Source organism: Acidovorax sp. LjRoot118, from assembly GCF_964253575.1.
Taxonomy (GTDB): Bacteria; Pseudomonadota; Gammaproteobacteria; order Burkholderiales; family Burkholderiaceae_C; genus Acidovorax.
In genome coordinates, this window is the sequence record NZ_CAXURB020000001.1 from 5,305,636 (window position 1) to 5,317,653 (window position 12,018).

General features: G+C 66.7%; 9 protein-coding genes and 1 other RNA gene. 8 read left to right on the forward strand and 2 right to left on the reverse strand.

Annotation, left to right across the window (positions count from 1 at the left end):
• The first annotated feature begins 4 nt into the window (after window positions 1-4).
• From ACSQ9E_RS24940 to ACSQ9E_RS24955, 4 genes are all read left to right on the forward strand, one after another.
• Complete coding sequence (locus tag ACSQ9E_RS24940; RefSeq protein WP_057200136.1) at window positions 5-1,672, forward strand: MBL fold metallo-hydrolase; 1,668 nt, start codon at window positions 5-7, stop codon at window positions 1,670-1,672.
• Window positions 1,665-2,453 (forward strand): rRNA pseudouridine synthase, encoded by a 789-nt coding sequence (locus ACSQ9E_RS24945; protein ID WP_057200135.1) that lies wholly within the window; start codon window positions 1,665-1,667, stop codon window positions 2,451-2,453. Before ACSQ9E_RS24940 ends, ACSQ9E_RS24945 begins: the two co-directional genes overlap by 8 nt.
• A 102-nt stretch (window positions 2,454-2,555) precedes the next feature.
• Window positions 2,556-3,821, forward strand: coding sequence for a YjgN family protein (locus ACSQ9E_RS24950; protein ID WP_436219452.1), 1,266 nt, complete (start codon window positions 2,556-2,558; stop codon window positions 3,819-3,821).
• Window positions 3,821-5,056, forward strand: a complete 1,236-nt coding sequence (locus ACSQ9E_RS24955; protein ID WP_428002517.1) for a M48 family metallopeptidase — start codon at window positions 3,821-3,823, stop codon at window positions 5,054-5,056. Before ACSQ9E_RS24950 ends, ACSQ9E_RS24955 begins: the two co-directional genes overlap by 1 nt.
• Before the next feature lie 73 nt (window positions 5,057-5,129).
• Here the strand turns inward: ACSQ9E_RS24955 and rnpB are convergent.
• Both rnpB and rtcR read right to left on the reverse strand, forming a co-directional pair.
• Window positions 5,130-5,566: RNase P RNA component class A (rnpB, locus tag ACSQ9E_RS24960), an RNA gene on the reverse strand.
• Window positions 5,567-5,576: 10 nt separating this feature from the next.
• Complete coding sequence (gene rtcR, locus ACSQ9E_RS24965) at window positions 5,577-7,208, reverse strand: RNA repair transcriptional activator RtcR (protein WP_436219453.1); 1,632 nt, start codon at window positions 7,206-7,208, stop codon at window positions 5,577-5,579.
• Window positions 7,209-7,929: 721 nt separating this feature from the next.
• On the opposite strand from rtcR, the gene ACSQ9E_RS24970 reads away from it, so the two are divergent.
• From ACSQ9E_RS24970 to ACSQ9E_RS24985, 4 genes are read left to right on the forward strand one after another with little or no spacing between them, the layout of a single operon-like run.
• The gene (locus tag ACSQ9E_RS24970; protein WP_436219454.1) at window positions 7,930-9,069 is read left to right on the forward strand and encodes a slipin family protein; all 1,140 of its coding nucleotides are present in this window, start codon (window positions 7,930-7,932) and stop codon (window positions 9,067-9,069) included.
• A 24-nt stretch (window positions 9,070-9,093) separates the two neighbouring features.
• Window positions 9,094-9,831 (forward strand): hypothetical protein, encoded by a 738-nt coding sequence (locus ACSQ9E_RS24975; protein WP_436219455.1) that lies wholly within the window; start codon window positions 9,094-9,096, stop codon window positions 9,829-9,831.
• A 49-nt stretch (window positions 9,832-9,880) separates the two neighbouring features.
• Window positions 9,881-10,693: a hypothetical protein gene (locus ACSQ9E_RS24980; RefSeq protein ID WP_436219456.1), complete on the forward strand. Its 813-nt coding sequence runs from the start codon at window positions 9,881-9,883 to the stop codon at window positions 10,691-10,693.
• A 40-nt stretch (window positions 10,694-10,733) separates the two neighbouring features.
• Window positions 10,734-11,951, forward strand: coding sequence for an RtcB family protein (locus ACSQ9E_RS24985; protein ID WP_436219457.1), 1,218 nt, complete (start codon window positions 10,734-10,736; stop codon window positions 11,949-11,951).
• Window positions 11,952-12,018 lie beyond the last annotated feature (67 nt).

Sequence of the window (12,018 nt, forward strand, 5' to 3'; positions counted from 1 at the left end):
GCCCATGCCCCGCATCAGCCAGCAACTCCATCCCCACCGCGAACCCGTTCCCACCCGCCTGGCCGCCACCGTGCTGCTGCTGCGCGACGCCGAAGGCGACGGGGCGCTGGAGGTGCTGATGACGCGGCGCTCGCCCAACGCGAGCTTTGCCCCAGGGGCCTACGTCTTTCCGGGCGGCGGCATCGATGCGCTCGATGCCCAGTCGCACCAGGTGGCGGACCGCCGCCCGGCCCAGAGCGACCTGCACCTGACCCAGGCGATCGCCGCCATCCGCGAGAGCTTCGAGGAACTGGGCGTGCTGCTGGCGCGCCACGCCGACGGCCGCATGGCCGATGCCGCCGACATTGCCGCGCTGGACCGCAGCGCGCCGTTTGCCACGCAATGCGAAGCCCGGGGCCTGCGCCTGGCGGCCGACAGCGTGTACCTGCTGGCCTACTGGACAGCCGACCGCGACCTGCCGCGCCGTTTCGAGGTGCCCTTCCTGGCCGCACGCATGCCCGAAGGCCAGACCCCGGTGGCCGACGAGGCCGAGCAGTTCGAGCCCGTGTGGGTGCGCCCTGCCGATGCGCTGGCGCGGCACGAGGCAGGCCAGTTCTTCATGATCTTCCCGACCATCCGAACGCTGCAGCGGCTGGCGAAATTCAAGAACTCCGACGCCGTGCTCGGCGCCCTGGCCAATGAACAGCCCCTGTGGGTGAGCTGCCCGCGCGCCGGCCTGCTGGGTGGCAAGGAAGCGCGCTACATGGAAGACGAGATGCCCTTCGGCGAGCTGGCGCTGGTCTGCCCCGACGGGCAGATCGTGCACCCGCTCGACTGGCAGACCGACCACCCCGTGCCCCTGCTCAAGAACGTGCAGCGCCTCACGGCCCCCAATTCGGGCGTGATGACCGGCCCGGGCACCAACAGCTACCTGGTGGGCGACCCGGCCACGGGCTATATCGCCATCGATCCCGGCCCGGCCGACCCCGAGCACCTGGAGAAGCTCTGGCGCGCCGCCGGTGGCGACATCCGCTCCATCGTCTGCACGCACTCGCACCCCGACCACTCTCCCGGCGCGGCGCCGCTGCAGGCACTGTGCGTGCAGGCCGGGCAGCCGGCGCCCCCCATCCTGGGCCTGCGCTCGGCCCCCACAGCCCGCGTGGCCAGCGCCTTCACGCCCGAGCGCGAGCTGGCCCATGGCGAGCGCCTGGTGCTGTCCGCCCAGGTGGCCGATGCCGCCACCAGCCACACCCTGCAGGTGGTCCACACCCCCGGCCATGCGGCCAACCACCTGTGCCTGCTGCTGGAGGAGGATGGCCTGCTGTTCAGCGGCGACCACATCCTCAACGGCAGCACCACGGTGGTCGACCCGCCGGACGGCAACATGGCCGACTACCTCGATTCGCTGGACGCGCTGGACGCGGCCTGCGAGAAGCAGGGCGTGAACTTCATCCTGCCCGCGCACGGCTACGTATTGGGCGAGGCGCGCAGCGCCATTGCCCGCCTGAAGGCCCACCGCCTGGCGCGCGAGGCCAAGGTACTGGCCGCCATGCAGGCACTGCCCCAGGGCAGCATGGACGACTGGGTGCGCCACGCCTACGACGACGTGCCCCCGCGCATGTGGCCCGTCGCCCAGCGTTCGCTGCTTGCACATGTAGAGCGCATCCGCGCTATGGAACCCGGTAATGACTGAAAAAAACCCTGAAGCCGGCCATGTCCGGCTGGCCAAGCGCGTGGCCGAGCAACTCAACTGCTCGCGCAGCACGGCCGAACAATTCATCGAGGGCGGCTTCGTGAGCGTGGAGGGCGCCGTGGTCGAGGTGCCTGGTGCACGCGTGGCACCGCACCAGAGCGTGGCGGTGGACCCCGATGCGAGCCTGCTGGAGCTGACCCCCGTCACCCTGCTGCTGCACAAGCCCGCCGGTTTCGAGGCCGGCCTGGGTGCGCCGGGGCAGGCTGGCGCCGCCCATGCGAGCCGTAGCCAGGGTGCAACGCCCGCCGTCACGCTGCTGGCCCTCGCCTCGCACCTGCCCGAGGATGCCTCGGGCATCCGCGTGCTGCAACGCCATTTCCGCCAGCTCGAATGCTTCACCCCCCTGCCCACAGAGGCCAGCGGCCTGGTGGTCTATACGCAGGACAAGCGAATTGCACGCAAGCTGGCCGAGGACATCGAATCGCTGGAGCAGGAATGCATCGTGGAGGTGGCCGGCGAAATCGCACCCAACGGCCTGCAGCGCCTGTGCCACGGCCTGTCATTCAATGGCCGCGCGCTGCCCCCCATCAAGGTGAGCTGGCAGAACGAGACGCGGCTGCGCTTTGCGCTCAAAGGCATTCGTCCGGGGCAGATTCCGGCCATGTGCGAGGCCGTGGGCCTGCGCGTGGTGGCCATCAAGCGCATCCGCATCGGCCGCGTGCCACTGTCCAAGGTGCCCGAGGGACAGTGGCGCTACCTGCAGCCCTGGGAGCGATTCTGAACGGCACTCGCTAGCTATCAAAAGGTGAGCAATAGGCGTTTTGAGGGAAGGCGATCCGCCACAGGCCGCTGATACACTGCCCTCCATAACAGGAGGGAGTCCATGGACCATCAGCAATCAGGGGCAGGAGCGGCGCCCGCATCGAACTTCGCGCAGGAGATCGATGCGCATCCGCTTGAATTCACCGGCAGCGGCGGCGAGTACTTCCGGGTATGGATCGTCAACGTGCTGCTGACCATCCTCACCCTGGGCTTCTACACCCCCTGGGCACGGCGGCGCACCGCCCAGTATTTCTATGGCCACACCCTGGTGGCCGGCAGGCCGCTCGAATTCACGGCGCAGCAGCGTCGGATGGTGATGGGCTTCGTCATGCTGGTGATGATCACCATCGCCTACAACATTGCCGTCAACACCGGGCAGGACACGGCGGTGTCCCTCTTCCTGCTTGCCGGCGCCCTGCTGGCCCCGTTCATCTGGGGCAGTGCCATGCGTTTTCGCCTGGGCTCCACGCGCTGGCGCGGCCTGCGCCTGCAGTTCACGGCCTCCTGGCGCGAGGTGTACGTGGCCAGCTGGCCCGTGTTCGCCATCGCCCTCGTGTGGATCGGCGTGTTCTTCGGCATCCAGTACCTCGCGCCCGAATCGGCCGGGGCGCTGCAGGAGCTGGCTGCCGACGAAAGCGGCGAGGCCGACCTGCCGACCATGACCGCCGCCATCTGGGGCCTGGTGGTGCTGGGCCTGCTGCTGTCGGTGCTGTGCTTCATCCGCCTCGAATACAACTACAAGAGCCTGCTGGTGCTGCGCGCCCAGGTGGGGGCCGAATCCGGTCGCTGGAAACCCGTGTACATGGATTTCATCAAGGTCTGGGCGGCCACGGTGGCCGTTTTCCTGCTGTTCGTGGTGGGCATCTCGGCAGGGCTGGCGGTACTGGCAGGGGGGTCGTTCGCGCTCATCGCCGGCTTGAAGGACAAATGGGGCGCCCTGATTTTCGTGGTCTTCGCGGTGGCGTTCATCGCAGGCATCTTCCTGATGTTCCTGGCCTCGGCACCGGCGCGCGCCTACCGCGAGGCCCGCATGTTCCAGCTCATGTGGGACAACATCGGCCTGAGCCAGGTGGCGCGCTTCAAGTGCCAGCTGCGCACGGGCCGCTACGTGCTGCTGCGTATTAAGAACCTGTTTCTGACCCTGCTCACGCTGGGCCTGTACCGCCCGTTCGCACGGGTCAGCGAGTACCGCATGAAGGTCGAATCCGTGACGCTGCACGTCAAGGGTGGCGTGGACCAGGTGGCCGGTGCCATGGTGCGCCAGCAGCAGCAAGGCGGCATTGGCGATGCACTGGCCGACGCGGCCGGGCTGGACCTGATCGGCTGATGAACGCACCCCCCTCCTCTGCTGCTGCGCCCCCCGGCACCCTGGTGCCAGGGCGCTGGTTCGATGGGCTGAGCAGCCAGGCCAGGCCGGTGCTCGTGGGCCTGCAGCGCACGCCCAAGGGCCCGTCGCTGGCGCTGCACCCGCTGTCCCAGCCTGGTGCGGCCCCCACCGTATTCCCCTGGGGCGAGGTGGGCTGGCCCGAGGCCTGGAGCGAGCGCCGCCCGCAGCAGCGGGTGGTGGTGGACCTGCGCGACCAGGGCAGCCTGGAGATCGACGCCGTGGCCCAATGGCATGCTGCGCTGGCCGAAGCGGGTGCCCGCCCCAGCCTGGCCGAGCGCATGCAGACGCGCTGGCCCGTGCTACTCGGCGTCACAGCGGTCGCCGTCATCGGACTGACCCTGTTCTACCGCTACGGCACGCCCTGGGCGGCCACGGAACTCACGCGCTTCGTCCCCCTGTCCTGGGAAACCAGCGTGGCCAGCAATGTGCTCACGCAGATGGACAAGGGCACGCTCAAGCCGAGCAAGCTGCCCCAGGAGCGCCAGGCCGCACTGAAGGCACGCTTCGACACGCTGGTGCAAGCGTTGCCCACCCAGTTGCAGCGCTACCCTGGCTACGCCCCCACCTACACGCTGTCGTTCCGCTCCGGCATGGGGGCGAATGCCTTCGCCCTGCCTGGCGGCACGGTGGTGATGACCGATGGCCTGGCCAAGGCGGCAGAGAAGAAGGGGCTCAGCGACGACGCCCTCATCGGCGTGCTGGCCCACGAGATCGGCCACGTGGCCAACCGCCACACCACGCGCATGGTGGTGCAGCAAGGCGTGCTGCAGATGGGCATGGGGCTGGCGCTGGGCGACGTGTCGGGCATCGTCTCCACCGGCGCATCGGTGCTCACCGGCCTGGCCTACAGCCGCAACCACGAGCGTGAGGCCGACTGCTTTGCCATCGCCGTCATGTCCCATGCGAAGCTGCCCACGGCGCCCATGGGCAAGCTGCTGCTGGCCATTGCGCAGGACGAGGACGATGAGGAAAAGGCGGCCAGGAAGAAGGCCGCCACCGCAGCCAAGGAAGGCGCCAGCGCACCGGCCGAAGGCTCTGCATCCACCACCGCAGAACCCAAGGCGCCGGAGGCACTGGGCCCCGTGTGGTCCTTGCTCAGCAGCCACCCCGACACCGTGGAGCGCGCCACCGAACTGGAACAAGGGCATGCCATGCATTGCCCCAAGCGGGGTTGATCCGCGTATCGCTTGCACAGGGCAGGCCTGAGCAGCATTGACGACCGCCGTCGCCGCGGATTTGAATTCAAAAGTGTGAAGCGCGCCGATAAGCCGGATTCTGTGCACCACGGTTGCCCGCGGCGTGACCGCCATTACTCTGGGCCGGGTGTCGCCACCACGGCTCGATGCTACCTACCCGCCAACTCTGCGGAACCACATCAACGTTGGCCTACTTGGTATTGCTGCGCGTAGAGATTGCCCGTTTCACCTTGGGCTCGGAACGCGCCCAAGGTGGCTGTGGGCTTTCCCGGCTTTCGCCGGGAACCGTCTGGCTTGCGCCATCCGGCACCAGCTTTCGCTGGCGACCCACAGAACACCCCAGGGTGGTCCGTACCCAAACTCGTCTCTGTTGCTCTGATCCTCACCTCACGGTGGGCAGCCGTTAGCTGCTACGCTGTCCTGTGCAGTCCGGACGTTCCTCCAGTGCCTGGTTTCCCAGATTGCACCAGCGGCGGTCTGGCACGCTTCACGGGGTGGATTATCGTTCAGCGCGGATAGCCGAGCCCCAATCCAGGCCAAAACGGCCCAGGTATTTGCGCAATCGGTCCGCATCGTTGACCACCGTGCGCTGCGCGCGCGAGGCCTGGAACAACTGCCGCCCCGCATCGGACAGGGTGCGCGCCTGGCGGCACACGCGCAGCACGGCGGCCAGCTGAAGCTGGTCGAACAGGTCCATGGCGTTCACTGCTTCTTCGCCCAACAGGGCACCCAGATCAATCGCATCGGCAGCGCGCGCGCTTGAGAGCCCATCGCGTGCATCCTTGGCCGGCTGCCACAGCCACTGCAGGCGCGCGATCTCGGCCTCCACCAGAGGCAGGCCGATGCGGCCGCTGTCGGCCAGCGTGGCCAGGCGCGTGGCGCTGGCCGACAGGTCGCGAAAGTTGCCGCTCCACAGCGCGTCGGGCGACTGGGCGTAGCGCAGGTAGGCGGTGCGCGCCTCGGCCGACAGCCGCACCGTGCGGCCCAGCTCCGAGCCGGTGCGCGCGAGCAGGTGATCGAGGTTGGGCTCGATGTCCTCGGGGCGCTGGGCCAGGCCCGGCAGCTGGTAGCTCCAGAGGTTGATGCGCGCGTACAGGTCTTCGCGAAAGCGCCCGGCCGCCACCTCGGTGCGCAGGTCGCGGTTGGTGCCGGCGATCAGCTCGAAATCACTGGCCACCTCGCGGTCGCTGCCCATGGGGTAAAAGCGCTTTTCCTCCACGGCCTTGAGCAGCATGGCCTGCTCGTCTAGGCCCAGCTCGCCGATCTCGTCAAGGAACAGCACGCCCTTGTGCGCCGTGCGCAGCAGGCCCGCGCGGTCGGCCGCAGCGCCCGTGAAAGCGCCCTTCTTGTGCCCGAACAGCGTGGATGCGGCCCCATCGCCATGCAGGGTGGCGCAGTTCACTTCGACGAATTCACCCTCCACCTGGTGGCGCGCCTTCTTGAGTTCGTACATGCGCCGCGCCAGGTGCGATTTGCCCGCTCCGGTGGGCCCAGTGAACAAAATGGGCGCGCGCGAGCGCACTGCCACGCGCTCCACCTCGTCGATCAGCGCGTTGAAGCTCGCATTGCGCGTGGCGATGCCGCTCTTGAGGAAGTCCACCGCATCGCGCTGCTCGGCGCCGAAGCGCTGGGCGATGACGTCGTAGCGCGACAGGTCCAGGTCGATCAGCGCATAGCTGCCCGCGTCGCCCATCTGCTGGCGCCGGGGCGGCGAGGTCTGCGCCAGCACGCCCGGGATGCGCCGCGACTCCACCAGCAGAAACAGACAGATCTGCGCCACGTGCGTGCCGGTGGTGATGTGGGTCCAGTACTCCTCGCGCTCGGTGTCGAAGCGGTAGGCCTGCGTCCAGTCGAACAACTTGGCGTAGACCTCGCCGAAGTCCCAGGGGTCGGCGATCTCCATGGGCACCAGGCGCACCGTGGTTTCGGGCGAGGCGATGGCGATGTCGTTGCGCACCTGGTGCGCCAGCTCCTGGTGGGCCGGCGTGTACAGCAGCTCCATGCGGTGCACCACCATGTCCTCGTGCTGCACCAGCGACACGGTGGGCCGCCACTTCTCCCAGCGCCCGGCACCCTTGCCCGAGTCGAGCTGAGTACCGATGAAACCGATGACAACCCTGTTTTTACGCATCGCCAGTAATCTATAAAACTAGCTGTCATTCTATTTAATTCAAAAACCAGCACACTGAATAATTTCATCAACTTGAATTAGTTCTTTACGAATCAATGGGTTGCAACATTCCACACAACAGATCGCGCGGCTGGCACGCAATTCGCAAATACCAAGGCACTCGGCGCAGACAGCGAACGCTCACAGGCCAGGGTTGGGGCCAACGCCCGCCCTGCCGGTGCCGGGGATCCAGGGCCTTGGGGTCCGTCGGATTCCCTGCATGCCGCACGCTGCGAGCGCCGGGTGACTGCAGGGCTGTGGAAGCCAGCTCCGAAAGGGGTTGCCGGGTTCGACTCCCGGCCTGCACCACTGGTAGCTCAGTCTGGTAGAGCACCCCTGAAAAGGGACTGTCGCAGGTTCGACTCCTGCCCATTCTTCCGGCCTTCGGGCCGGCTATCGAAGACGGTCGAAAGACCACCCGCCGGACGCGGGGTGAAGGACCAAAGGTTGCGCCGCAGCCTGCAAGCCATTGCCCCGTCAGCGGTGGCGGTTTGTGCCAGTACCCGGCACGGCCCGCGCCCGCAGCCAGCCCAAGCGAAAGCCCCTCGGGGCAACCGCCACGGCGCACTGCAGGGCCCGAGCCGTGCCCCCTGGGACCACTGCCCCGCTGTAACGGCCCCGATGCAAGAAGTTTGATGCGGCGACCAACGACATTGAAAAAAGAAAGAACGAGGGTAGACACATGCTGAAGATCCAACGCACCACCGTCAAGAAGAACGAACGCGCACTGCTGCTGCGCAATGGCGATTTCGACCGCGTGCTGCACAGCGGCACGCACTGGCTGTTCGCCGGCCTGGACCAATTGCGCGTGGAAACCTTCGCGCTGGAGCAAGCCGCCTTCACCCACGGCCTGGCCGACTACCTGATGGCCCGTGAGCCCGAGGTGGTGGCCACCGAGTTCGTGCGTGTGGAGCTGGCCGAGAACGAGGTCGGCCTGCGCAGCGAGAACGGCGTGCTGGTCGAGATCCTGCCCCCTGGCACGCGCCGCCTGTACTGGAAGGGCCTGGTGGACGTGTCCGTGCAGGTGGTCGACCTGAACGCGGGTGCCGAGCTGCCTGCCGCCCTGGTGGCGCGCCTGACGCAGACGCAACTGCGCCACCGCACGGTGACGGGCCTGGCCGGCTTGCTGCAGGTGCAGGTGCCCGAGTCGTCCTGCGGCCTGCTGACGGTGGACGGCAAGGTGGAGCGGCTGCTGGCCGCAGGCTCGTACGCCTTCTGGAAGTACGGCCGCACGGTGGCGGTGGAGCAGGTGGACCTGCGCCTGCAATCGGTGGAAGTCTCGGGCCAGGACATCATGACCCGCGACAAGGTGGGCCTGCGCATCAACCTGAGCGCCACCTTCCGCTACACCGATGTGCTGCGCGCCTGGAGCCAGCTGCAAAAGCCCGCGGAGCACCTGTACCGCGAGCTGCAGTTCGCACTGCGCGCCGCCGTGGGCACCCGCACGCTCGATGAGCTGCTGGAGAACAAGACAGTGATCGACGACGTGGTGGGCGCCCACATGGCCGCCAAGCTCGCGCCCTACGGCATTGCGCTGGAGAGCGCCGGCGTGAAGGACATCGTGCTGCCCGGCGACATGAAGGCCATCCTGACCCAGGTGGTGCAGGCGGAAAAGCAGGCCCAGGCCAATGTGATCCGCCGCCGCGAAGAGACGGCCGCGACGCGCTCGCTGCTCAACACCGCCAAGGTGATGGAGGACAACCCCGTCGCACTGCGCATGAAGGAGCTGGAAACGCTGGAACGCGTGGCCGAGCGCATCGACAAGATCTCGGTGTTCGGTGGCCTGGACCAGGTGCTCAACGGCCTGGTGAAGATGAGCTGAGCAAGGGAAAGAACGAAGAACACCATGAAGCAGACCGCACGTGAGAAACGCCTGGCCACGCAGACGCCGTTGCCACTGACACCCGAATCCATGGGACTCGATGCCACGCTGTATGCCGATGCCGTGCGCTACCTTTTCGACCGGCCTGTGCCGGGCAAAAAGGAGCAGGAGTGGTACTGGGACAACGACGAGCCGGATTTCACCGCCACGCCTTTGCAATGGACGCACATCCAGACCGTGCTGTTCGCCAACGCGGGCACCGACCTGGCGCCCTACAGCGATGAGCAGGTGGGCATGGGCCTCACGCATGTGATGAGCAACAACGCCGGCGACATACCGTCCATGGTGCTCGACCCCTCGGTCCCGCTGGCCGATGCGATGCGCATGATGCAGGCCTTCCCACGCCTGTGGAGCGACTGCTTCGCACCGCGCATGGCCCACGTGCACGAGACCATCGGCAGCGGCAGCGACCGGCTGCACTTTGCCTGCTACATGTGGTTCGACGTGTGGCCAACCTTCTGGAATGTCAAAGATATTCCTGAATGGCGCGATGCGATATGGGCGGTGTTCTGCCACATGCTGGAGGTGCCCTGTCGCGAGGTGCAGGTCTCTGCCCTGCATGGCATCGGTCACGAGGGCCGCTACCTGCAGCGCCCGAGGGAATTGCAGGAACGGGTGGAGCTATTCATCCGCAGCGTGCCGGCGCACGACGAGGAACTGAAGAACTATGCACGCGCTGCCGCCCAGGGAATGGTGCAGTAGATGCGATGGATGACAGAACGGCGCACAAGACGCCACGGAGAGTACGACGATGAAAGCCCATCAAACCGCTGAAGAGGAAGCCACCGCCCTGCCACCCGCGCTGCGTGCGGCGGTGGATGCTGCGTACGCCGCCTTCCAGCACCACAGCGCCCCCACGCAGACGCTGGACGTTTGCATGCCTTGCTGCGTGGACGAAGCCACGGAGCGCGAACTGCGCCGCCTGCCGCTGCGCCAGCTCACGGCACGCCACTTCTACGAGTACAACGGTTCGGCCAAGGGCAGCGAGCAGCCTGCGGATGAACTGCTGTACTTCCTGCCCCGCATGCTGGACCTGCTGGCCCAGGGCAAGGAGTTGCACCACTCGACCGAGCTGTACCTGGACCGGTTGGGCAAATGCCCGGCTGGCGCCCTGTCGGCAGGGGAGAGAGCTGCTTTGGACGCTTTCGCACTGGCCTTCTTCCGCGAGGGACTGGGATCTGCCGGGCGCGAGGCCAGCCCGTTCGATGGCGCGAACGCCTTCGATATCCTGCTGATGTTCCACAAGGGCGGCGTATCCATCGCTCCCCTGCTGGCACATTGGCTGCAGGACGATCGGGAAAGCGCTGTGCTGCACTACGCCAATGCCAGCTACTGGGATTTCTGGGGCCAGCGTGAAATACAGAATGCCTTCGCAGAAGACCAGCCGGAGTTTCGCGAAACGATGAAGGCCTGGCTGCTCGACGCGGGCAACCGGCAGCGCTTTGCGCAGAAGATCCTGGCGATGGATACGAGCGCCATGGGCCCGCCCGCGCACTGCACCTGCGGCAACTGCATGGGCCCGCGCCAGGTACTGGAATCTGTGTTTGACATGATCAGCGAATGAACATCAACCAACAGAACAACAACGAATAGAAGGAAAAAAAATGAGCTACCTGCAACGCAACGTGGAAAACGGCGTCCCCATCAAGATGTGGACCCAGGGCGTCCCTGTAGAAGAAGAGGCCCAGAAGCAACTGGAAAACGCGGCGCGCCTGCCCATCGTGTTCAAGCATGTGGCGGCCATGCCCGACGTGCACTACGGCATCGGCGCCACGGTGGGCTCGGTGATCCCCACCTTCAAGGCCATCATCCCGGCCGCCGTGGGCGTGGACATCGGCTGCGGCATGATGGCCTGCAAGACCACGCTGCATGCCAACGACCTGCCCGACAACCTGGCGCCCCTGCGCTCGGCGATCGAGAAGGCCGTGCCGCACGGCAGCAACCCGCGCCGCATGGGCCGCGACAAGGGCGCGTGGGAAACGCCGCCCGACGAGACCGACGTGGCCTGGGCTGCGCTCAAAGGCGAGTTCGACGAGATCTGCGAGGACTACCCGCGCTTTCGCAACACCAACAACCACAAGCACCTGGGTACGCTGGGCACGGGCAACCACTTCATCGAGGTGTGCCTGGACGAGCACGGCAGCGTGTGGTTCATGCTGCACTCGGGCTCGCGCGGAGTGGGCAATGCCATCGGCACCCACTTCATCGAGCTGGCCAAGAAGGACGCCGAGCTGCACCAGCGCAACCTGCCCGACCAGGACCTGGCCTACTTCGAGGAAGGCGCCCAATACTTTGGCGACTATGTGCGCGCCGTGGGCTGGGCGCAGAAGTTCGCGCGCGCCAACCGCGAGGTGATGATGCAGCGCGTGATCGCGGCCGCCCGCAAGGTGATCACCAAGCCCTTCGAGGCGCATGTGGAGGCGGTGAACTGCCACCACAACTATGTGAGCCGCGAGACGCACTTCGGCGAGGACGTACTCATCACCCGCAAGGGCGCGGTGAGCGCAAAGGCCGGCGAGCTGGGCATCATCCCGGGCAGCATGGGCGCCAAGAGCTTTATCGTGCGTGGCAAGGGCAACCCCGAGAGCTTCATGAGCTGCAGCCACGGCGCGGGCCGCAAGATGAGCCGCACCAAGGCCAAGAAGATGTACACCATCGCCGACCAGATCGCCGCCACCGAGGGCGTGGAATGCCGCAAGGACGCCGACGTGATCGACGAGATCCCGATGGCCTACAAGGACATCGACGCCGTGATGGCCGCGCAGCAGGACCTGGTGGAGGTGGTCTATACGCTCAAGCAGGTGGTCTGCGTGAAGGGATAGGCCCCTTTGCACCTCCACGGCAACCATTGAACGGAACCGGCGCTGGCCAGACCAGCGCCCGCATCAG